19 protein-coding genes are annotated in these 21,012 nt (G+C 59.8%); all 19 read right to left on the bottom strand.

Features of this window, described 5'->3' with window-relative positions; translation table 11 throughout:
* Positions 1–303: 303 nt before the first annotated feature.
* A complete protein-coding gene (locus N879_RS12825) occupies positions 304–1,086 on the bottom strand; it encodes a 2,3-dihydro-2,3-dihydroxybenzoate dehydrogenase (protein WP_009458554.1) in 783 nt (260 codons plus the stop codon).
* Between the two features lie 13 nt (positions 1,087–1,099).
* Positions 1,100–1,738 (bottom strand): isochorismatase family protein, encoded by a 639-nt coding sequence (locus N879_RS12820; protein WP_009458555.1) that lies wholly within the window; start codon positions 1,736–1,738, stop codon positions 1,100–1,102.
* A gap of 14 nt (positions 1,739–1,752) precedes the next feature.
* Entirely contained in the window at positions 1,753–2,958 is a 1,206-nt protein-coding gene (locus N879_RS12815; protein ID WP_009458556.1) for an isochorismate synthase, read from the bottom strand.
* A 68-nt stretch (positions 2,959–3,026) separates the two neighbouring features.
* Positions 3,027–4,424, bottom strand: a complete 1,398-nt coding sequence (locus N879_RS12810) for a YncE family protein (RefSeq protein WP_021447076.1) — start codon at positions 4,422–4,424, stop codon at positions 3,027–3,029.
* Positions 4,425–4,521: 97 nt separating this feature from the next.
* Positions 4,522–5,772 carry an enterobactin transporter EntS gene (gene entS / locus N879_RS12805; RefSeq protein WP_009458558.1) on the bottom strand — a complete coding sequence of 417 codons (1,251 nt, stop codon included), beginning with the start codon at positions 5,770–5,772 and terminating at the stop codon, positions 4,522–4,524.
* 3 nt (positions 5,773–5,775) lie between these two features.
* Positions 5,776–9,699 carry a non-ribosomal peptide synthetase gene (locus N879_RS12800; RefSeq protein ID WP_021447075.1) on the bottom strand — a complete coding sequence of 1,308 codons (3,924 nt, stop codon included), beginning with the start codon at positions 9,697–9,699 and terminating at the stop codon, positions 5,776–5,778.
* A gap of 21 nt (positions 9,700–9,720) precedes the next feature.
* Positions 9,721–9,966: a phosphopantetheine-binding protein gene (locus tag N879_RS12795; protein ID WP_003804459.1), complete on the bottom strand. Its 246-nt coding sequence runs from the start codon at positions 9,964–9,966 to the stop codon at positions 9,721–9,723.
* A 2-nt stretch (positions 9,967–9,968) separates the two neighbouring features.
* Positions 9,969–11,609 carry a (2,3-dihydroxybenzoyl)adenylate synthase gene (locus N879_RS12790; RefSeq protein ID WP_009462862.1) on the bottom strand — a complete coding sequence of 547 codons (1,641 nt, stop codon included), beginning with the start codon at positions 11,607–11,609 and terminating at the stop codon, positions 9,969–9,971.
* Positions 11,610–11,650: 41 nt separating this feature from the next.
* Positions 11,651–12,337: a 4'-phosphopantetheinyl transferase family protein gene (locus N879_RS12785; RefSeq protein ID WP_009462861.1), complete on the bottom strand. Its 687-nt coding sequence runs from the start codon at positions 12,335–12,337 to the stop codon at positions 11,651–11,653.
* A gap of 1 nt (position 12,338) precedes the next feature.
* Positions 12,339–13,055 carry an ABC transporter ATP-binding protein gene (locus N879_RS12780; protein WP_009462853.1) on the bottom strand — a complete coding sequence of 239 codons (717 nt, stop codon included), beginning with the start codon at positions 13,053–13,055 and terminating at the stop codon, positions 12,339–12,341.
* Positions 13,052–13,810, bottom strand: coding sequence for an ABC transporter ATP-binding protein (locus N879_RS12775; protein ID WP_009462851.1), 759 nt, complete (start codon positions 13,808–13,810; stop codon positions 13,052–13,054). Before N879_RS12775 ends, N879_RS12780 begins: the two co-directional genes overlap by 4 nt.
* A complete protein-coding gene (locus tag N879_RS12770) occupies positions 13,807–14,745 on the bottom strand; it encodes a branched-chain amino acid ABC transporter permease (protein WP_009462849.1) in 939 nt (312 codons plus the stop codon). The genes N879_RS12775 and N879_RS12770 overlap by 4 nt, the downstream gene beginning before the upstream one ends.
* Positions 14,746–15,615 (bottom strand): branched-chain amino acid ABC transporter permease, encoded by an 870-nt coding sequence (locus N879_RS12765; RefSeq protein WP_035268872.1) that lies wholly within the window; start codon positions 15,613–15,615, stop codon positions 14,746–14,748.
* An 8-nt stretch (positions 15,616–15,623) separates the two neighbouring features.
* Positions 15,624–16,826, bottom strand: coding sequence for an ABC transporter substrate-binding protein (locus N879_RS12760; RefSeq protein WP_230940611.1), 1,203 nt, complete (start codon positions 16,824–16,826; stop codon positions 15,624–15,626).
* Positions 16,827–17,077: 251 nt separating this feature from the next.
* Complete coding sequence (locus N879_RS12755; RefSeq protein WP_009462841.1) at positions 17,078–17,539, bottom strand: MarR family winged helix-turn-helix transcriptional regulator; 462 nt, start codon at positions 17,537–17,539, stop codon at positions 17,078–17,080.
* A 114-nt stretch (positions 17,540–17,653) separates the two neighbouring features.
* Positions 17,654–18,430 (bottom strand): ABC transporter permease, encoded by a 777-nt coding sequence (locus N879_RS12750; protein ID WP_235484294.1) that lies wholly within the window; start codon positions 18,428–18,430, stop codon positions 17,654–17,656.
* 40 nt (positions 18,431–18,470) lie between these two features.
* Entirely contained in the window at positions 18,471–19,256 is a 786-nt protein-coding gene (locus N879_RS12745; protein ID WP_021447072.1) for an ABC transporter permease, read from the bottom strand.
* Positions 19,253–20,017 (bottom strand): ABC transporter ATP-binding protein, encoded by a 765-nt coding sequence (locus N879_RS12740; protein ID WP_009462836.1) that lies wholly within the window; start codon positions 20,015–20,017, stop codon positions 19,253–19,255. Before N879_RS12740 ends, N879_RS12745 begins: the two co-directional genes overlap by 4 nt.
* The gene (locus N879_RS12735) at positions 20,014–20,988 is read right to left on the bottom strand and encodes an ABC transporter substrate-binding protein (RefSeq protein WP_009462834.1); all 975 of its coding nucleotides are present in this window, start codon (positions 20,986–20,988) and stop codon (positions 20,014–20,016) included. The genes N879_RS12740 and N879_RS12735 overlap by 4 nt, the downstream gene beginning before the upstream one ends.
* Positions 20,989–21,012 lie beyond the last annotated feature (24 nt).

The following is a 21,012-nucleotide window of genomic DNA, read 5'->3' as shown; positions in this document are numbered from 1 at the left end:
AGGAGGCTACCTGCACTGAGCAGGTCTAATCTGATGCTGACCTGACCTGACCTGACCTGACCTGACCTGACCTGACCTGACCTGACCTGACCTGATTCGATCCGATTTGACCTGACTGAGTCTGTCTTCATTGAGCCGCATTTACGATGTTTCGGTTCGTTCGTATTCTTCCTTGACTTGGCAATAGGTGGTCAGTCCTTATCGGCACTGTCACTAGTAGGGATGTTCGTATGCTTTTGTCCGGCCTCGTTCCGATGGGCAATAAAAAGGGCGGAGATTCCGCCCTTTTTTGCGTCTGGCTGTTTAGCCTTGGTCCAGTGTGGCACCGCCGTCCACGCGCAAGTCGGACAGGGTGATGTGGCTGGCGCGGTCCGAGAGCAGGAACAGGACGGCTTCGGCGATTTCTTCGGGGGTGGCGATTTTTTGCAGGGGGATGCCCAGACGGTAGTTTTCGCCGGAACCCGCGATGACGGTTTCGCGCGAGCTGCCTTGTGCCCACATGGCTTGTTGCATGGGGGTGTCGGTGGAGCCGGGGGAGATGATGTTCACCCGGATGCCGTGTGGGGCCAGTTCCAGGCCCAGGCAGCGGCTCAGTTGGGTGACGGCGGCTTTGGAGGCGGCGTAGGCTCCCATAGCGATGCGTGGTGTGGCGGCGGAGTTGGAGCTGACGTTGACGATCGCGCCTTGCCTGCGCTCGATCATGCCTTTGGCCACGTTGCGGCAGACGTTGAAGACGCCGGTGGTGTTGATGGCAAAGGTGCGATCCCATTGTTCGTTGCTCAGCTCGGTGATGCGGCCCATTTGCAGGACGCCCGCGACACAGGCTAAACGATGAATGGGCCCCAGTTTTTCCTGCCCTTGGGCCAGCGCTGCATCGACGGCATCGGCTTGGCTGATGTCGACCAGGTGGCAGGAAACCCGATCACTGTATTCGGATTGACTCAGTTGGGTCAGTCCTTCTACGTCCAGGTCCAGGGCGATGACGCTGGCGCCTCGTTCCAGCAGTAGTTGGGTGACGGCAGCGCCAATGCCACGGGCCGCGCCCGTGACGGCTATGCATTCACCTGCAAATTCTTGTGGGCTCATGTGTGCTTCCTGTTTAGCTTTGCAGGCTGTCCTGGATTTCGGCGCAGGTCAGGCTGACGCCGCAGCGTTGCGAGACGTGGCGGATCGCCATGTGGTGTTCTTCCAGCGAGAAGTCGGCAACGCCGTCGATAGCCAGGAAGGGCTGCACGTCTTGCATGAAGGCTTCCAGGGCGGTGGTCATGCAGCCGATGTGGGCGTAAACGCCGGTGATGATCAGCTGATCGCGGCCCAGATTGCGCAGTTGCTCACGCAGGTCGGAGCGCTGGAAGGCGCTGTAGCGCCACTTGGTCAGCATGATGTCGTTTTCGGCCGGTGTCAGCTCGGGAACCACGGCTTGTTGCTCATGAAATTCGCTGGCGGTCAGGCCGGGGCCCCAGAAGTCGTTTAGCAAGGCGCGGTCTTTCTCGGGTTGCTCGGTAGGCTGGGCGGTGTAGAACACGGGTATTCCCAGCTTGTGGCAAACCTCGCGCAGGGCGGCAATGCGTTCGATCAACATGGGGATAGGAGCCTGGCTCATATCGTATTTCTGCAGAAAGTAGGTCTGCATATCGTGAATGAGCAGGGCGGCACGATTGGGCTGTGGGCGCCAATTGACGCGGTTGGCTACGGGGGTTTGAGGCAGTTCGTAGCTGGGCAAGGCGTGAATGGTCATGAATCGTGTCTCCTTTAGAGGGTTATGTTCTGGGCCAGACCCAATGAGTTAATCAGGGTCATGAGTTTATTGCCGGTTTCCTGGCGTTCCAGGGCAGGGACGGAGCCGTCCACAATGCCGGCGCCAGCCGATAAGGTCAGCTCTTGCTGGGTGTAATGGCCGCAACGAATGGCGACTGCCCATTCGCCGTTGCCTTCGTGGTCGTTCCAGCCTATGGCGCCTGCAAAGTAGCCGCGATCAAAGACTTCAGTGGCTTCGATGGCCTGCATGGCGGGCTGGGTGGGCAGGCCGCAAACGGCCGGCGTGGGGTGCATGGCCAGTGCCAGCTCCAAAGAGGTGACGGACGGGTCACGCAAACGGCCGCTGATACGGGTGGACAGGTGCCACAGGTTGGCGGTGCTGGTCAGGCTGGGGCCATCAGGCATGTCCAGGGAGTCGCAGAACTGGGACAGGATGCGCACCACGTCCTGGATCACGTAGGCGTGCTCGCGCAGGTCTTTGCTGGAATCCATCAAGCTGTCGGCGCTGGCCTGGTCGCGCTGTGGGTCGGCAAAGCGAGGGGCGGTGCCTGCCAGCGGGTTGACGGTAACCAGATCGCCCTGGCGACGCACCAGCAACTCGGGGCTGGCCCCAAAAAACAGATCCGGGTCTTGAGCCTTGCCGCCCGGCAAGGGCAGGGCGTAGGTGTAGCCGGCAGGATTGCTGTGGAGCATATTGCTCAACACAGTCTGACGGTCCAGGGCTTCGTTCAAAGTGATGGTGACAGTGCGGGCCATCACGGTTTTGGAAATGTTCTGTTCGCGCATCGTGGCCAGGATGCGGCTGACGCTGTCTTCGTAGCCTTCGCCATCAGGCAGCAGGCTTTGGCTGGCAATGCTGTTGCTGGATTTGGCCAACGGCGGGCGTTGTACCGGGCGCAGCAGGACGGGATCGCGCTGATATTCTTTGGGAACGCGCAGGTAAGCCTGGCGAGTCGGGTTAAAGGGGATCACTCCCATCAACAGGGGGGCATCCAGACCTTGCCGAGCGGCTTGCGCCAGCAAGGTTTGGGCATCAGAGAGCAGTTGCCCTTGGGCATTGCTGGTATGCCGCTCCAGTGCCGTGCCGTGTGCCATCAAACTGACGGTGGGAGAGGCAAATACGCTGCTGTCGGCCTGGTAATGACCTAACCATTCTTCAATGGTGGCATGGCGGACTTGGTCGGCTATACGGCTATTCATAGGAGTCCTTTTTGGGGCAAGGGTTTTGCCTTGGCGCCCCTTTTCATGGAAGGGGCGCATCGGGCGGTTTACTTCAGATGCAGGCGTGTGACGCGGTCAGCCGTCTGGTCATCCTTACCTTTGGATTTGTTGACCAGATAGGCATTGCCTTCGCCATCCAGGGAGACGTGGTTGGGGAAGCTGCCACCGTCCAGGTTGGCAACGATTTCACCCTTACCATTCACGGCCGTCACGGTGCCCGCACCGCGGGAGGCCACGTAAGCCAGGGATGTCTCGGGATCGAACACCACGTTCAGAGCGCCAGCGCCGATCTTGATGTCGTGCTGCACGGAGCCGTCTTTGGCATTGATGATCAGCAGGTTGTCGCTGCCTTGGGCGGCGACGTAGACCTGGTCATTCTTGCTGTCTACCGACACACCAGCCAGACCACGTGCGCCAGGTACGGGGAACACGGTTTGGGCATTGTCGTTTTTCAGGTCAACAATGATCAGCTCGTTGGTGCTGGCGCTGACGGTGTACAGACGGTCTTTTTCAGCATCCAGTGCCAGGCTCATGGTGCCGGGTTTGTTGCGGGTTTTCGATTGCAGTTCGATCGGGTCCAGCTGAGTCAGCTTCTTGGTGTCGAATACAGCTATGGTGTTGGCGCCGGGCGAGGACACGTAGGCACGGTCTGTTTTCTCGTCTACAACCACGTCGCGTGGGTGGCTGACGACGCCGTCTTCAAACTGTTTGACCAGTTTCAGGTCTTTCTGGCTGTAGACAGCAATGGAGCTGCTGCGGGTGTTGGTGACCCAGACATTGCCTTGCTTGTCGTCCACGTCCACACCGTAAACGGCTTGAACCTGACCATCGTCACGGCCTTTTTGGGCGGCAGGTGTCACGCTGGCTTCAACCGCCAGGGTCTTGGGGTTCACTTTCACCAATTGCGACTGCTTGACGGGTGGGCGGCCCACGGCGGAAGTCACGAACAGCACTTTGTTCTTGGGGCTGTAGGCGCTTTGGTACAAGCCGGGAACCAGGTGCTGGGATTGCAGTTCGAATTTGTCCTGACCGCTCAGCTCAACTTTTGGGGACACCTTCAGATTGAAGATATCGGCCGTCGAGGGCTTGCTGACTTGCATGACGACAGGGTGCACACCCACAGCGGCGTCAGCGGGGATGGCGATCTTGGTGCTCAGATTGCCTTCTTTGTCGGCAACCAGGGCTTGAGGGGTCAGGGTGTGACCGTTTTGCAGCAGGATCACTTCCTGGCCGGGGGTGAAACCACGGCCAGCCAGTTGGGCTTCGGAGCCTGCATAGACCACGCCAGCAGCATTCAGGGAACCGCGAAAGTCAGCATCAGGCTGGTCAAAAGCGGGGGCCGCAAAGGCATTGGCCAGGGACAGGGACAGGACGGCTGCGCTCAGGCCGGCCTTGCGCAGCAGTGCGGCAGGGGTACGGCGAATGCAATTGACATTGATTAGCATCTTTTAATCCTAAATAAAGGTTCGGTCGACAAGACGGTCCATGTAGGAGATCTTTCTACAGGCGTGCAGCAGGCGTGGGTAGAACAAAAGCGAGATGTCAGGCATTGGGCGGGCCATCCTGTTTGCTGGCCGAACGCAGGCCTTGGTTAAACACGCCGAAACCGCAAGCGACAGCGGCACAGGCCAAACCACCCACGGCCACGGCGACTGCCGGGCCTAGCAGACGGGACAGATAACCCATTTGCATATTGCCCAGGGCCTGGCCCAGGGAATATTGCGTCATCCACAAGCTGGAGACACGGCCCAACAGGTAATCGGGGGTGTGGTGCTGAACCAACGCCATACGCATGATTTTGGAGATGGTGTCGGCAGCACCCATGATGGCCAGGCAGATCAGCGCCCACCACAGCGTGGTTTGCAGGGACAGGGCCGCAACCGCCAGGCCCCAGATCAGCACGGCAATCACAATGGCAGCACCTGGACGGGACACTTGGCGGCACCAGCCGCTGGATAAGGCAGCTAGCGTGGCACCGACGGCCGGAGCGGCGTAGAGATAGCCGGTGGCGGTGGCACCCATTTTCAGAATGGTGTCGCCCCACTCGGGCATCAGGGCCAAGGGAGTGGCCAGAATCAGGGCAGCCAGATCAATCAGCAACAGGGCGCGCAGCAAGGGGTGGCTGGCCACAAAACCAAGGCCATCACGCAGGGATTGGAAGGCGTTTTTCTGGGGCTGCTTGCCCGCTTGCGGAGGCAAGGGCGGCAGAGCACGCAAGAGTAAAGGGGTGACGATGACACCGCACAGGACAATCACGTAACAGAAAATCAGACCAGGACCGGAGATCAGTACGCCTGCCAAGGCGGGGCCGATAATACCGCCCAACTGCATGGCCAGACCGGACAGGGCGGCCGCAGCGGCCAGCTTGTCTCGACCGACCAGTGTCGGGGTAGCGGACATCATGGCCGGGACGCTGATCCCGCCTGCCGCACCACCAATGGCAGCGGCCACATAGATCAACCAGACCTGCGGGTTGGGCAGCAGCGTATTGAGCAGGAACAGCACCACGCTGATGATGTAGACACTGCGCGACCAGACCATCAGGCTGCGCCTGTCCATGCGGTCCGACAAGACACCGCCGGCAATCAGTGCCAGTACCATGGGGGTGGCCATGGATACGTTCAGGAAAGCAACGGCCACACTGGATTTGGTCAGCTCATAAAGCTGCACGCTGGCAGCCACCATCAACATGCCGGTGACCAGCACCGTGGCGGCCCGAGCGAAGTAGGCAAAGCGGAATGCTCGACTTTCGATTAGTGGCGAGATATCCAGAAAGAAACGTCTTACAGACATGGCTTATACATCGAGTTCAGGTTGGGCTTGTGCCTGTTCGGCAAAAGCCATGGCCGAGTCCATCAGCGGGGCCATGATGGCCACGGCTTCAGTACCGGTCAAATGCGCGTGCAAGGAGGCAATGTCGTGCACATCCAACTGCCCTGTGTAGGGCTTCCACAAATCGGGATGCAATTGTGTGCCGGCGTGATCCAGCGCTGCGCGGAAATAAAGCATGGGGCCGTCATAGACGTGATGCTCGTACAGGCGCACCAGGCGGTTATTGTTTTCCACTACCTGAAATACGCTGTCCAGACGCGTGTCGGGCAACTCGGCCAGCGGGTGACCGCTGCGCTTGAGGAAGTCCACCACACCCTGACGGGTCAGGGAAACGTCGGGCAAGCTGTCTGGGTCGTGGCCCGCAATATGCAGCAGCGCCTTGTAGATGGCATTGGGCTCGGGGGCCGGTTCGTTACGCCACGCGTCGCTGGGATAGGCGTCCAGCAAGGACAACATGCCTACCAGTTGACCGCGACGACGCAGCTCCACGGCCATGGCCTGAGCAATAATGCCGCCCACGGACCAGCCTGCCAGATGGTAGGGGCCTTGTGCTTGAACTTGCTCGATACGATCCACATACACCTTGGCCATGGCATCCAGGCTGCCATCCAGACCTAGCGAGGCGTCAGACAGCACACTGGCTTGCAAGCCATAAACAGCGCGGCCGGCAGGCAGGTGACGTGCCAGTGCCGCATAGCACCAGGACAAACCACCGGCCGGGTGAACCACAAACAGCGCGGGCTGATCGTTCGGCCCCGGACGCAAGGTGATGACGGCACCAAAACCATCGGCTGCCGCGCTGCCAGACTGATCCAGATGTTTGGCCAGACGGGCAATAGTGGGGTATTCAAAAATAGTGCCAATTGATACGGCCTGACCGCGTGCTTCACGCAGTATCAAGGCCAGTTTGGCAGCCAGCAGCGAGTGTCCGCCCAAGGCGAAGAAGTCGTCGTCGGCGTAAAACGTTTCGCTGCTTTCCAGTACGGTGGCGAAAGCAGCGGCAATTTGGTGCTGAGTGGCACCGTCCAGCGGCAAGCCTGCCGAGCGGGCCTGCAAGGCAGGAACGGGCAGCGCCTTGCGGTCCAGCTTGCCGTTGGCTGTCACCGGCAGGGCATCCAGGCTGATCCAGGCGCTGGGCACCATGTAGGACGGCAAGTGCTCGCCTACATAAGCGGCCAGCGTGTTGTCCGTGCACTGGCTGCCTGCTTGCGGTACCCAGTAAGCCACAATCGCCATTTGACCGGGTATGTCTTCACGGGCAATCACGGCTACGTGGGCCACATCGGGATGACGCGCCAGCAAGGCTTCAATTTCACCCAGCTCGATACGTTGACCGCGCAGTTTGATCTGGTGATCGGAGCGGCCCAGGAAAATAACCGCGCCATCTTCACGCCAGCGGGCCACATCGCCGGTGGCGTACATGCGGTCGCCATGCAGGGCGTAAGGGTCGGGCACAAAGCGTTCTTCAGTCAGGTCCGGGCGGCCCCAGTAGCCTTGTGCCAACTGTCGGCCAGCCAGGTAAAGATGACCGGCCACGCCGGGCGGTACAGGTTGTAACTGCTCGTCCAGAATGTACAGGGCGGTGTTCCATACGGGGAAACCGATGGGCACAGGCTGGGATTGGTCATCCCGCGACGCAGGCCAGTAGGACACGTCCACGGCAGCTTCGGTTGGGCCGTACAGATTGTGCAGCTCGGCGTTCAGCAGAGAATGGAAGCGGTCGCGGGTAGCGGCCGACAGTTCTTCACCACTGCAAAACACCAGGCGCGGAGCCAGTCCACGAGCGGCAGGCTCATCCAGGAAGGCGCTGAGCATGGAGGGCACAAAGTGCAGCACTGTGATGCTTTGTTCGCGCATCAGGCGGGCAATATGAGCCGGATCGCGGTGCGCTTGTGGTGGGGCGACGACCAAGGTTGCACCTGACAGGAAGGGCAGGAAGAACTCCCACACCGACACGTCAAACGTGGCCGGGGTTTTCTGCAAAATTCGATCACCGGCACCAATGCTGTAGTGCGTTTGCATCCATACCAGACGATTGACGATGGCGTCGTGGTTGACCAGCACGCCTTTGGGGGTGCCGGTAGAGCCGGAGGTGTAGATCAGGTAGGAAGGATCGTGCGGACCGGCGGTGGCCCAGTCTGGCGCAGTGCAGGTTTGTTCAGGCTGCGGGACCAGCAAAGAGGCATTGAGCGTGCAACCGGGCTGGCCGACCAGCAGTCGCGGTTGAGCGGCCTGCAAGATGGTGTTCAGGCGATCGGCAGGCTGGTCCAGATCCAGCGGCAAGTAGGCAGCACCAGCACGGTGAATAGCCAGCAAGGACAGCACCAGCTCCAGCGAACGAGGCAGGGCCACGGCAACGATGTCGCCGGTCTGCACACCGGCCAGACGCAGTTGCGCGGCCAGATTGGCGGTTTGTTCGTTGATCTGGGCGTAGCTGAGCTTCTTGCCCTCAAATTCCAGGCCACTTTGTTCCGGGTGAGCCTGCAACTGGGCGTGGATCAGTGCCCACAGCGTTGTTTCAGGAACCGGGTGAGCGGTCTGGTTGACGGTCTCAATCCAGTGGTGGTGTTCGGCATCCGTCAAGGTCGGCACGGCAGACAGGGTTTCAGCCTGCAAAGCGCGCAGCAGGAACTGCTCCAGACGGACCAGATGGGTTTGAATCTGTGCGTCGGTGTACAGACGCGGGTTGGCTTCCACTTCCAGACGCAAGCCACTGGCATCGGGTTGGGCGCGGAAGGTGAAGTTCAAGTCTTCCACGGGGCCAGCGCACAGCACGGTCTGGCTGGCGGTCAGGCCCGCTTGTTCGTAGGGTGCATCGAACGGCAGCACGTTGATGATGGGGCCGTGCAGGCGACGCATGCCACCTAGCAAACCCAGATCACGGCGCAGTTGTTCACTACGGTAGCGGCCATGACGACGTGCCTGACGCAGAGCCTTGGAAACTTGGATCAGGTACTGATTCAAGGGCTGGGATTCGTCGATCTGCAAACGCAGCGGAGCCACGTTCATGACGGTGGAGACGATACGGGCACTGATATGGCCCAGACGGCCCATCCAGGGCACGCCCACCGTGCATTCGTCCTGGCGGGTGTGACGGCGCACATAGGCGGCGGTCAGGCCCGTCAGAATGTCTGGCCAGCTGATGTCGCTGCGTTGTGCCAATGCTTGCAGGCTGGCTGTCAGTTCGGGCTTGACGGCGCTGCGTGCCAGCAGGAAATGATGATCGCTCAAAGCCTGGGATTCGCTCAGGCTTTGGGCGGGTTCTGCATCGCTTAATGTGTCCAGCCAGAACTGTCTGTCCTTGCTGCGGCGCTCGCTATTCCGATAGCTTTGATCGTCATCCTGCAAAAGGGTGAACGATTCCAGCGCATGCCCATGATCTTCACGGCCACTTAGCAGGGCCTTGTAGAGCTTGACCACTCGCGTCTCGATCAGTGCCATGCCATAGCCGTCAGCGGCCAGATGATGGATACGCTGATACCAAAGATGGTGCTTGGGCCCCAGTACAAACAGGATGTGTCGTGCCAGTGGCGCAACGGTTGGGTCCAGCGGTGTGCGCAGGTCTGCCATCAGCTGGGCTTGGGCTTGTTCGGCCCCGTCTGCGTGGGCAGACAGGTCCACAATTTCCAGTTGAATGGGCTCTTGCGGGCGCAGGTACTGGGCCGGGCCGTTGGGCGTGTCCACCATGCGCAAGGTCAAGGCATCGGCTTCGGTCAGCGTCAGATTGATGGCTTGCGCAAACAGCGCGGTGTCCAGCGCCGAATGGATATGCGTGCAGTGCCCGGTATTGAAAATCGGGTTGAGCGGGTCCAAACGCTGGGCGTACCACAGACCTTCTTGTGCTTCGGTCAGGGGGCGCAATGGCAGTTCGGAAGGGGAGCTAAACATAAGCGTGTTGCAGTAAGAAAATCAACGGCCGTTTTGTTGGGCGCGTTCGATCAGGGACCACCACTGGCCCAAGGTGACCACCGAGGCCATCTCGGAAAACTCGATAGGAGCGCCAGCTTCGCGCCAGCGGGTGGCCAGGGTCATGACGCGCATGGAGTCCAGACCCAGGTCGATCAGATTGTCATCATCCAGAATGTCCTGGGGGTCTTCATGCAACATGGCGGCAATATCTGCGCGCATGCGTTCCAGGGTAAGTGCAGTACTCATGATTATTCTTGCGTTGTGTTTTCGAGTTGTTCGCGCAGTTGGGCGCGCAATTCCTTGCGGCTGATCTTCAGGGCCGCAGTTTCCATGAAACGGTCCACAAACACGATTTGATCCGGCACTTTGAAGTCGGCCAGACCGCGGCTGCGTATCCATTTCTTCAGTTCAATCGCGCGGGGCTTGTCATCTTTGGGGATGATGAAAGCGCAGCTGCGCTCGCCCAGAAACTCGTCGGGCACCGATACCACGGCAGCATCAAAGACCTGCGGGTGAGCCAGCAGATGATCTTCAATTTCCTCGGCGGAGATTTTTTCGCCAGCGCGGTTGATGTGGTCAGTGGCACGACCCTGAACCATCAAGTAGCCTTCGGGCGTCATGCGTACCACGTCGCCTGTGCGATAGAAGCCGTCCTCGGTAAAGGAGCGGGCATTGGCCGCGGGGTTGTTGTGGTAGGCACGGATCGTGTAAGGACCCCGTGTCAGCAGATAGCCGGTTTCCCCAGGGGCGACCGGATTGCCGTTGTCGTCCACGATCAGGATTTCATCGTCCGGGCTGATGGGACGGCCCTGTGTGTTGATGATGGTGTCCTCGGGATCGTCCAGGCGGGTGTAGTTCACCAGACCTTCGGCCATGCCGAACACCTGCTGCAAGGTCACGCCCAGAGTAGGACGTACACGCTTGGCCGCTTCGGCGTTCAACTTGGCTCCGCCCACCTGGATTACTTTCAATGAATCCAGCTTGGCATCGGTCTTGGTGGCTGCATCCATCCACAGCATCAGCAGCGGGGGGACCAGACTGGTGTCGGTTACGCCTTCGCGCTCGATCAGCTCAAAGCAAACGTCCGGGCTGGGGGCGGGGCTCAGCACCACTTTGGCTCCGGCGTACAGTGCACCCAGAAAACCGGGTGAACTCATGGGGAAGTTGTGGGCAATGGGCAAAGCGCCCAGAAACACACTGTTCTCGTCCAGTCCGGCAATCTTGGCGCTCTCGCGCAAGGTGTAGATGTAGTCGTCGTGCGTGCGGGGGATCAGCTTGGACAAGCCGGTGCTGCCCCCCGAGATTTGCAGGAACGCCACTTCGGAAGGCTGGGCCGCCGATACGGGTACGTCTACATTGGCAGCGCTGCTTTGCAACTGGGCCAGGGACGTAAATTCTTGTGCGTCGCCCACGATGTAAACCTGCTCGACCTGTGGGCAGCGTTCGCGCAGTTCGCGCACCAAAGGCAGGTAGTCAAAACCGGCATGAGCGTCCACACCAATATAGGCGCGCGCTTGAGCAGTATTGGCAAAGTGTTCGACTTCGGTGATGCGGTGCGCAGGCAGGACGTACACGGGCAAAAGACCGGCACGGAACAGACCAAAGATCACACTGACAAACTCAGGGATGTTGGGCAGGTGCACCAGGACGCGGTCGCCCTTGCGCAGACCGGCTTGCAGCAGGCCCGCCGCGATCTGACTGGCGTACTGGTCCAGCGCGCCATAGGTCCAGCGCTGGGTGCCGCCAACAATGGCTTCGCGTTCCGGGTGGTTTTGCGCGCGCGTGCGCAGCAAAGCGCCAAACGTTTCCCCTTGCCAGTGTCCAGCATCGCGGTATCGCTGGGCAAAAGCGTCAGGCCAAATTTGTTCAACAGGAATAGATTTCATCATGGTAATGAGAACTATTACATAAATAAGTAGGCTTGTCAGATTTACTCGTGCTCAGTCAGCTTGGTGTCAGGCAGTTGAGCGCTGTCCAAAAAGCTGACCGACCACGGAGCAAAGGGGGTGTTCAGGCAGATGGCGGCGGCATAGTTTTCCACCGGCCGGTGACTGTGCACCACCAAACCTTGCAAGATGGGATGGGGGGATTGTACGGTGCATCCATGATCTGGGTGACCGTCCAAGGATAATTCTTGAGGCTGAATATGAAAACCCGTGCCTGCATGTTTCAGGGCGGCCTCTTTGCCACACCAAAGCGCGTAGAAGTCCAGATCGCTCTTTAGCCAGGAACGCTCGGACGGCACACTGCAATGTTCGACCAGCCCTGGTTTGACGGGTAGGCGCATGGCCTCGATGTCTACGCCTATAGTTCGGTTGGCAATTCCAATCAGCACACGCTCGCCGCTGTGCGACAGGCTAAAGTGCAGATCGGCATCGTCCAGATCCAGCACGGGCTTGCCATGTTCCAGATGGGCGATAGGAACAGCGCGTGGCGTGCAGCCCAGCAAGGGCGCCAGAAAATGGCGCAGCGCACCGTGGGCCAGCAGGCTTAAATGCTGGTCCGACTGCTGTCTGCGACGGGCAATCACCGCCAAGGTGTGGTCGGGAACCTGGTTTCGTAACCAGGATTCCATACCGTCGGGCAAGGGAAGCGACAAACTGTATACGGACAGCATGTCAAAGTCCCAGATGGCGTTGCAAAAGGGCGGCGTCCTGGCGCAGTTGCTCGGCAGGGCCGTCATACACCAGCTGACCATTACCCAATAACAAAGCGCGTTCGGCCAACTGCAGAGCCAGACTTAAATTCTGTTCGGCGATCAGTACGGTAATACCTTGCTCGTTCAGCGTTTGCAGCTGCGGCAACAAGGTGTCCTGAATCGTCATGGGAGCCAGGCCTTCGCTGGGTTCGTCCAGAACAATAATGGAGGACTGCGTCAGCAGCGCACGGGCCAGTGCCAGCAACTGTCGTTCGCCACCGCTCAAGGCGGAGCAGGAGGACTGGCGGCGTTCGTACAGGCGCGGCATGGCTTCGTAGATGCTGTTCAGCGTCCAACGATCATCCGAGCGCGGACGTCGTGCCAGCCCGGCCAAACGCAGGCTTTCCTGCACGGTCAGCGTTGGGAAACGGCCTCGGCCTTGGGGCACTAAAGCCATGCCCAGCAGGGCGATTTTGTGCGTGGGCCAACCTGCAATGTTTTTCCCGTGCACATTGATTTGTCCGCTCCACTGCGGGCCCATATTGAACAGGCAGTGCAGCAGGCTGGTTTTTCCGGCGCCGTTGCGGCCCAGCAGGGCCACACTTTGCCCGGCGGGGATATCCAGCGAAATTTCTTGCAGAATGTCGGCACGGTCGTAGCGTGCATGCAGGCCGGAGATGTTCAGCGCTGTGCTCATGCCGCCTCCAAAGCCAGTTCGCCCAGATAGGCCTGACGCGCGCCTTCGTGCTGGCGCACGGCGTCCGGGGTGTCGCAGGTCAACAAGCTGCCCGATGACAGCACGGCAATCCGGTCACATTCCTGGAAAACAATATCAATGTCATGGCTGATCAGCAGCACGGCACATTGGCCGCGCATGGCGTGGACCAATGCCATGACTTCACGCGATTCGGACTCGGACAGACCAGCGGTAGGCTCGTCCAGCAAGAGCACGCGGGGTTGCTGCGCCAGGGCGATCAGCAAATCCAGAATGCGCTGCTCTCCATAGGACAGGGATCGACCCAGCACATGGCCGCGGCCGGCCAGGGCGCTATGTTCCAGCAATGCTTCGGCTGCTTCTTGGCTGGCGGCGCGGGCGGCCTTGCGGCCCCACCAGTGGTAGGCGCAATCTTTTTTGATGCGCACGGCCAGAGCCAGGTTTTGCAGCAGGGTCAGTTCAGGAAAAATACGGCTGGTCTGAAAGCTGCGCACCATGCCTTGTTTGGCGCGTTCAATCGGGCCCAGACTGCGCAGGTCCTTGCCTTCCAGGAAGACCTGACCGCTGGAAGGAGTGGCCAGACCACTGATGATGTTGAACAGCGTGGTTTTACCTGCGCCGTTGGGGCCAATCAGCCCCAGGGTTTCGCCCGCACGCAGCTCCAGGCTGACGTCCGTCAGGATATCCAGACCGCCTACCTGCAAGGCCAGTTCGCGAGTGCTTAATAAAACGCTCATGCAGACCTCTTGCGTCGTTCTGCCAGACCATTGGGCATGAACAGAACTGTCAGCACAAAGATCAAACCTACCAGTAACTGCCAACGATCCGTGTAGGAGCTCAGGTAGGTCTGGGCAAACAGATAGAAGGTGGCCCCAATAAATGCGCCGCGCCAGGTGCGTATGCCACCGATCACACCCATGATGATGAGCGTGGCCGAGAAGCTCCAATGCACTTGTTGCGGGCTGACGTACTGATTCGCAAAGGGATACAGGCCGCCAGCAGCACCTGCTACCGCACCTGCAATCATGAAGGTGTAAAGGCGGATACGCCATGCCTGATAACCCAGGGCGGCCATGCGCAAGGGCTGATCGCGCAGACCGGTCAAGGCCAGCCCGATTGGGGCGCGGCTGAAAGAACGCAGCAGCAACCAGCAGATGACCGCCAGCGCCAGGGCCAGAATCATCAGGGTGTAAGGGGCGCTCAAGGGCAGATCGCCCAGGCTCAGACGCGGGAAACCGCGCAGGCCATCGGCACCGCCCGTGACATCACGCCAGCGAAATGCAACTTCCCAGATCAATTGCCCGGCGACCAGCGTAGCCACCATGAAAAACAGCTCGGAACTGCGCAGGCTGATCAGCGCCATCAATATGGACAACAGAGTGCCCGCCCCAATGCCCACCAGCAGCATCAGCGGCAGGGACGCGCCCCAATACTGGCTGCTGACAGCGGTGGCATAGGCGGCAAAGCCAAAGACGGCACCGTGGCCCAGGGATACCAGACCGCCGTAACCTATCAGGAGATTGACGCTAAGGACTGCGCAAGCAATCAGCAGGGCTTCGGTGCCAAAGCGCCACAAGAAGGCGTCGCCCCAGAAATAGCTGCTAAGCAAGACCAGGCAAGCCAGAGCAGGCCAAAGTCCAGTGCGCAGCAGGCAGGTGTTGAGCTTGTTCATTTAAACCTGACGCGTAGCGGATTTGCTCAAGCCATTGGGCCAGCAAAGCAGAAGGCCCAGCATGACGGCCAGGGTGGCGGCATTGGCAAAGGCTGGAACCCAGACGCGGGCAAAGGTGGTGACGAAACCCAGAATCAGCGCGCACAGCAAGGTGCCGCGTACCGAGTTCAAGCCGCCAATGACCACCACCAGCAAGGCCAGCAAGAGGATTTCTTCATCCAGACCGGGGTAAACCGACAGCATGCCAGCGCCCAGGGCGCCGCCCAAACCGGCCAGACCAGCGGCCAGCGCCATGCCGATGGCAAACAGGCGACGCGAGTTCAAGCCCAGGGTCTCGACAATCTGGGCGTCCTGCACGCAAGCGCGAATGGCGGCACCCCACAGGGTGCGATCCAGCAGGAACCAGAACAGCAAGGCCAGTGTCAGGCCGGTGACGATCAGGAACAGACGATAGGTGGGGAAGGGCAGGCCCATGATCCACACGCCGCCCCGCAGCACTTGCGGCAGCATGGGCGAGAGCGTGTCGGCACTGAAGCCCCAGCGCATCAGGTCCGCCAGAATGACGGACAGGCCGTAGGTCAGCAGCACCTGCATCAAGTGGGTGCGCTGGTAGAACTGGCGAAAGGGGAAGCGGTCCAGCAACAGGCCCATCAGCCCGCACAGTGCAAAAGCGGCGGGAAAGGCCAGCCACCAGGGCGCGCCGGATGCCAGCCACTGGACGCTGATATAGCCGCCCAGCAGGAAAAAAGAGCCGTGTGTCAGGTTGATGAAGTTCATCAGGCTGAGCACTAAAGACAGCCCCAGCCCCGCCAACATCAGCAGGGCTGAGAAGGACAGGGCATTGAGGATTTGAAGCAGAAAATAAGACAAGGTGGAGCTCAAGAACGCGGGCCGGGGTCCTGGATACGCTGGTAAGTGTGGACCACCGTGTTAAAGGGGCGACCTTGCGCGTCTTTTTCCACCCGGTTGACGTAAATATCCAGAATGGACTGGTTATTGCGCGGGTCAAAAGCCATGGGGCCAAAGGCCGTGTTGATAGGCTTGTCCAGCAGGGCCTGTTTGAAGGCCGCCTTGTTGGACAGATCACCCTTGACCGCATCCAGACCGGCCTTGATGACCTGGCCGGTCACGTAACCGGAGGTGCTGGCTTCGCCGGGCAAACGGCCACGGCTGGCCTGGTAAGCAGCCACAAAGTCCTGGGCAGCCGGAGCGCCGGGCGATTGGTGGAAGGTACTGACGCCACCCAAAGCAGCTTCGCCCACAGCGGTAATCACGTCTTCCTGATCGAACAGGGCACCGGGGCCCACGATCTGAATCTTGCCGTGCAGTTGGTAGTCCTGCATTTGCTGGTGGAAACGCACAGCGTCGGCACCGGCCAGAAACGTGTAGACAAACTTGGGATTGCTGGCGGCCAGATTCATCAGGATAGGTGCGAAGTCGGGTGTGCCCAAGGGCGTCCAGATGCGCTCACCCAGCGTGCCGCCTTGTTCCTGATAAGTATTGGCGAAGTCTTCAATGTATTCGCGGCCAGCGGTGTAGTCCGAACCCAGCGTGATGCCGCCGGATTTTTCAATGTGCTCGAAGGCCCACAAGGCGCCGGTGTGGCCCAGCATCCAGCTGGTTTTGGTGGGGCGGAATACGTAGGGGCTGGCTGCTTCACGAGCCAGGCCATTGGCAGCGGCATTGGAAATGAAGGTAGGCAGTTGCGCATCGTGCACGATGTCACGAATGGCCAGTGCGATATTGGCGCTGATGACACCGCCCAGAACGTCGATCTTGTCGCGCTCGATCAGCTTGCGCACTTTACGGATGGCTTCGTCCGGTTTGCCGTGGTCGTCTTCTACCAGCAACTGCACCTTGCGCCCGCCCATCTCGTAATTGCACTGTTGCAGCATCAACTCCAGACCGGCGCGCATGCTTTCGCCCAAGGAGGCGAAGGGGCCGGACAAGGATGTCAGCAGGGCAATTTTCAGGGGACCGTCTTGGGCGCGAAGCAGGCGGGGAACGCCAAACAGCAAAGGGCTGGCTGCGGCAGCCAGCAAAAGCTGGCGACGTCCAGCACGGGTAGGGGAGAGAGTCACGAGATCTTATTTTCCGTAAGAAAGCCAAGCTTGCCTGGCAGGACATCTCAGGCAGGAGGCTGCGCTACTAAATGTTAATCATTATCATTTTATGGTCTTTCCTGACGTAAATAAAGGCTCATACCCTTGAATGTCCATTTCGTGCGTGGGTCTTTAAAGGCAACGCGCCCCGATTGGGGGCGGATTCAGGGTGACAACGGTATGAAAACGGCCACGCGGACGCTTTATAAAAAAGCACAGGGGCGGGCTATTTAGCGCGCATCTCCATTGATATTGGCGCGAATGCGGTTCAGGAACTGGCGCAACTGGGTCAGTTCTTCCGCCGAAAAGCCCTGGATGGCGCGGTGATGAATGTCCAGAGCCGCGGGCAGAACACGCAGAAAGTGCTGGCGACCTTGCTCATGCAGATGGATCAGTACACGGCGCTGGTCCAGCGGGTCGGGCTGGCGGGACAGGTGGCCCGCGTTTTCCATTACCACCAGGGCGCGCGACAAGGTGGTTTGATCCACGTCGGTATATTGCGCCAGGGTACTGACGCCCAGGCCATCGGTTTCGTTCAGAAAAGCCAGCACACGCCAGTGCAGCAGGGTCAGTTCATGGCTGCGCAGCAAGGTTTGAAAGTCAGCATTTAAGGCCGAGGTGCTGCGATTGAGCAGATAGGGGATAAACGTATCGTGCCCGGTATAGGCGTCAGTCAGAGTACGGCTGGCCATAGTGAAGCGGCTTCCTTGATGCAAAAAAAGCAGGCTACTCGTTCAGAGTGATTGAGTGAGCCTGCGAAAGCCCGGCCAGCGCTGCCATTGGCCGGGCAAGTGGTTGGTTCAGTGTCAGTTCGTATGATCCACTTTGCGCTGCAAAGCGGCAATCGTCAGGTTCAGTGCGAAGCCCAGCACACAGATCCAGACCAAGGGTACAAACATATCAATCGTGCGGTAGCTGCGTGCGGCGGCGGTCAGCATATGGCCCAGACCGTCGGTGGAGGCAATCATCTCGGCCAGAAAGACCACCACGCAGGCAATGACGCCTGCCACCCGTACACCGGCCAGCACGGTCGGGCTGATGGCGGGCAAAATGATTTTCCACAGGCAGGCGCTGCGAGATGTCCCGGCGGCACGCGCCGACCAGATCAGCTTGCGGTCCACCGTTTGCGCAGCCACCCAACTGGCCATCAGCACAGGGAAAATCGCATCCGAGACCACCAGAGCGATTTTCGATGAGCTTTCAAACCCCATGATCAGGATCAGTGCCGGGTAAAGGGCGATCTTGGGGATAGGGGCCAGCAGACGGATCAGGGCATCCAGCAGAAACGAGCTCCAGCGCGTCAACTGTGCAATCAGCGCCAGGGCCACACCGGCCACACAGGCAATCAGCAAACCACTGATCAGGCGGTAGACGGTGATGCCCAGGTTCTGCCAGAAGTCCGCCTGACCGGCCAGTTCCAATACACGCATCAGAATGGAAGAGGGGGCAGGCAATAATTGCGGGCTGACCCAGCCCGAGCGCGTGCACAGCTCCCAGACAATCAGCATCAAGGCTGGACTGATGCACAAAGACAGTCCCGACAAGTCCCGGCGTTTGGCCGGGCGGGTTGGAGTAGAACGCATAGCTTGTCCCGGTGAGGCTAAGGTTTTGGTGGTCATAGCGTCATCCTTTGTCCATCAGGCTCTGGGTCGAGTCATGCCAGTGTGTGCAGCGTTTGCGGACAAACTCGAACAGCGCATCGCAGGCAATGCCCAGCACGGCCAGCAGCATGATGACGGCATACACCGTGGAGTACTGCGCCATATCCATGGAGGTGAACAGCAGATTGCCTATACCTTCCTGACGCGCAATCATCTCGGAGGACACCATCACGATCAGGGCCATGACCACCCCGACACGGCAGCCAATCATGACTTCCGGCAAGGAGGCGGGCAGAACAATCTTGCCCAGACGGGCAATGGGTCCCATGCCCATGGACTGGGCGACCCAGATCAGCTTGGGCTCGATGCGGGTTGCGCCGTGATAGCTGTGATAGAGCAAAGGCAGGGACACGCCCAGCGCAATAACCAGGATCTTGGAGAAATCCCCCAGACCGAACCACAGCATCAAGATCGGCATCAAGGCCGCTTTGGGCATGGGATAGGCCAGGGCCACCAGAGGATAGAAAGCGGTATAGACCAGGCGGCTGCGGCCCATGGCCAGACCCAGGGGGACGGCCACGACCAGTACCAGGGCATAACCGGCAAACATGCGGCCAACCGACTGCAGGATTGCCGACCAGGCCATCGGGTCGCTGATCAGGGCAGGCAGTTCGCCCAAGGCCGCCCAAGGGCTGGGGAAGGAATCCAGCCCTACCCAACGGGCCAGCCCTGCCCAGGCCAGCAGCACCAGAATGGCCGCCATGACCAAGGAGGCCCAGCGATGTTCATACCAGTGCTGTGGCGTCATGGGTGGGCCTCCGCCATCAAGGATTGCTCCAGACGAATAATGGTTTCCTGATAGACCGGATTGCGCAGCAGCTCGCTACGGACGCGGGGGCGGGGCAGATCAATCTCCACTACCTCCTTGATGCGGCCGGGCGAGCCAGTCATGACAATCACGGTATCGGACAGGAAGACGGCCTCGTCCACGCCGTGCGTCACAAAGACCACGGTGTTGCGTAACTGCTCCCACAAGCTGAGCAGTTCCGTTTGCAGGGTGACGCGCGTGTGGGCATCCAGCGCCCCGAAGGGCTCGTCCATCAGCAGGATGTCCGGCTCATAGGCCAGGGTGCGGGCGATGGCCGCACGCTGACGCATACCGCCGGACAGTTCACGTGGATAGAAGGAGGCGTAAGGCCCCAGCTTGACCTTGTCCAGCCATTCGCTGGCGCGCTGTTCGGCCTGGTCCTTGGGCATGCCTTGTTCGCGCATGCCGTAGGCCACGTTTCCCAGCACGGTTTTCCAGGGGAACAGGGCGTACTCCTGAAACACCGGGCCCCGGTCCGGGCCTGGGCCGGTAATGGGCTTGCCCTTGACGCGGATCTGGCCGCTGGAGCAGGACTCAAAGCCCCCTAACATATAGAGCAGGGTGCTTTTGCCGCAACCGCTGGGTCCCAGAATAGACACGAATCGCCCTGCCGGAATGCTCAGGGCGATGTCTTGCAGGGCCGTATGGCTGCGGCCCTGCCGGGTGTTAAAGGTTTTACCGACACCATCCAGTTCAATCATGGTGTTGCCTCGCGTAAATCAGCCCGATAAAAGTCCTGCACGTTCAAGGCTTTCTTCAGGAAACCAGCCTTGTGATAGCGGTCGTAGGTGCCCTGGATGGATTCCAGATTGGGCTGCATATCCGGGACGCGGGCAAAGTCCTTGTCGGTGAACAGGTACTGGGCCAGCAAGTCCTTGGGCGCACGGGTAATTTGTGCCGTGACTTCTACGGCCAGTGCAGGGTCTTTGCTGAGCATGCCCATGGCCGTTTTCAAGTCCTGCACATAGGCGCGCACCACTTCGGGATTGGCGTCGCTATAGGATTTGCTGCAGGCTTCGAAAATCTGTACGGATGGGCTGGCCACTTCGGACAGGGAGAACAGTTTGCGCAAACCGCCTTTCTTCTCGTTCAGCAGGGCAAAGGGCTGGGCCATGGGACCGGCATCAATACGGCCACTGCGAATCGCGTCAGCTGCAGGTGGAAAGCCGGTTTCAACGATTTTTACATCCTTGTCCGGGTCAATACCGTTCTGGCGCAGCCACAGCAGCATGTCGAAGTACACACCGGCTCCATAAGCATTGGTGCCAATGACCTTGCCTTTCAGGTCCGCCGCGGTCTTGATCGGGCTGTCTTCCTTCACGGCCCAGTAGACGGAGAAGTGGTCATCGTCCGAGTGCACGTGCTGGGCCACGATATAGGCTTCCAGACCGCTTTCAATAGCGCCATTGGCCAGCGACATGGGGGCCATGGTGGAGCATTCCAGAACGCCAGCACGCATGGCTTGCACCATGGGCGAAGTGCCCTGGAACTGAGTCCACTGGATTTGATATTTCTTGCCCAGTTGCGGGAACAGCTCGGGGCGCTTGGCCATCAGGTATTTGGCTTCCTCGCCCGGAATGGTCCAGCCTACCCGCAAGGTGGGGACTTCCTGAGCCTGGCTCAGACCGTGACAGCTCATCAGGGCAAACAGCAACGCAGCGGTTTTCTTCATCGCAGGGCCGTCCCAAGATGAAGA

It is taken from the genome of Alcaligenes sp. EGD-AK7 (assembly GCF_000465875.3).
GTDB lineage: Bacteria > Pseudomonadota > Gammaproteobacteria > Burkholderiales > Burkholderiaceae_B > Alcaligenes > Alcaligenes phenolicus.
Note: the sequence above shows the minus strand (reverse complement) of the source record. Positions and strands in the feature narration are given on the sequence as shown.

Coding starts and splice junctions, on each gene's coding strand:
- N879_RS12815 (WP_009458556.1), bottom strand. CDS start 2,958: ATGAATAGCCGTATAGCCGACCAAGTCCGCCATGCCACCATTGAAGAA.
- N879_RS12825 (WP_009458554.1), bottom strand. CDS start 1,086: ATGAGCCCACAAGAATTTGCAGGTGAATGCATAGCCGTCACGGGCGCG.
- N879_RS12820 (WP_009458555.1), bottom strand. CDS start 1,738: ATGACCATTCACGCCTTGCCCAGCTACGAACTGCCTCAAACCCCCGTA.
- N879_RS12740 (WP_009462836.1), bottom strand. CDS start 20,017: ATGATTGAACTGGATGGTGTCGGTAAAACCTTTAACACCCGGCAGGGC.
- N879_RS12750 (WP_235484294.1), bottom strand. CDS start 18,430: ATGCGTTCTACTCCAACCCGCCCGGCCAAACGCCGGGACTTGTCGGGA.
- N879_RS12785 (WP_009462861.1), bottom strand. CDS start 12,337: ATGCTGTCCGTATACAGTTTGTCGCTTCCCTTGCCCGACGGTATGGAA.
- N879_RS12810 (WP_021447076.1), bottom strand. CDS start 4,424: ATGCTAATCAATGTCAATTGCATTCGCCGTACCCCTGCCGCACTGCTG.
- entS (WP_009458558.1), bottom strand. CDS start 5,772: ATGTCTGTAAGACGTTTCTTTCTGGATATCTCGCCACTAATCGAAAGT.
- N879_RS12800 (WP_021447075.1), bottom strand. CDS start 9,699: ATGTTTAGCTCCCCTTCCGAACTGCCATTGCGCCCCCTGACCGAAGCA.
- N879_RS12790 (WP_009462862.1), bottom strand. CDS start 11,609: ATGATGAAATCTATTCCTGTTGAACAAATTTGGCCTGACGCTTTTGCC.
- N879_RS12745 (WP_021447072.1), bottom strand. CDS start 19,256: ATGACGCCACAGCACTGGTATGAACATCGCTGGGCCTCCTTGGTCATG.
- N879_RS12795 (WP_003804459.1), bottom strand. CDS start 9,966: ATGAGTACTGCACTTACCCTGGAACGCATGCGCGCAGATATTGCCGCC.
- N879_RS12735 (WP_009462834.1), bottom strand. CDS start 20,988: ATGAAGAAAACCGCTGCGTTGCTGTTTGCCCTGATGAGCTGTCACGGT.
- N879_RS12770 (WP_009462849.1), bottom strand. CDS start 14,745: ATGAACAAGCTCAACACCTGCCTGCTGCGCACTGGACTTTGGCCTGCT.
- N879_RS12780 (WP_009462853.1), bottom strand. CDS start 13,055: ATGAGCACAGCGCTGAACATCTCCGGCCTGCATGCACGCTACGACCGT.
- N879_RS12755 (WP_009462841.1), bottom strand. CDS start 17,539: ATGGCCAGCCGTACTCTGACTGACGCCTATACCGGGCACGATACGTTT.
- N879_RS12775 (WP_009462851.1), bottom strand. CDS start 13,810: ATGAGCGTTTTATTAAGCACTCGCGAACTGGCCTTGCAGGTAGGCGGT.